Origin of the sequence: Rhizobium phaseoli (assembly GCF_010668805.1) — a bacterium.
Lineage (GTDB): Bacteria > Pseudomonadota > Alphaproteobacteria > Rhizobiales > Rhizobiaceae > Rhizobium > Rhizobium phaseoli_A.
Genome location: NZ_WUFT01000141.1, coordinates 1 through 393 on the forward strand (window position 1 = coordinate 1; position 393 = coordinate 393).

Annotated in this window: 1 pseudogene; it reads right to left on the minus strand. The window is 66.7% G+C overall.

The window, feature by feature from the left end:
• Nucleotides 1-393: pseudogene (locus tag GR197_RS31765) on the minus strand (hypothetical protein); the annotation flags it as partial.

A 393-nucleotide genomic window follows, 5' to 3' on the forward strand; every position in this document is an offset into this window, starting at 1 on the left:
CTTCCATAGAACCCATGATGCGACGAAGCCTCGCAAGGTTTGCCGCGCACATCGCCGCCATGCACGGTGATCAGCGCGTACTGGCCGCTCTCCGCGATGCGTCGTAGCGCTTCATACGAGCAGAGGAAGCAGCCGTCGTCGGCGTGGTGCACGAATAGCTGGCGCGGGCGAATCGAGCCGTAATCGAAGCCGATCAACGGCGTGGCGCGGCCGCGTGCGGGACTGCTGAGCGTGGACGTATGCACGACGGCGTCCCAGACATCGGGCAACGCGCGGCCCACATAAGCCGTCGAGATCGTGCCGCGGCTCGTGCCGACCAGTACGAGTTTCGCGTCAGGGAGGCGGCCATGCAGGCTGGCTGCGACCTGGGCGAGATCCCGCGCGGAACGTGGC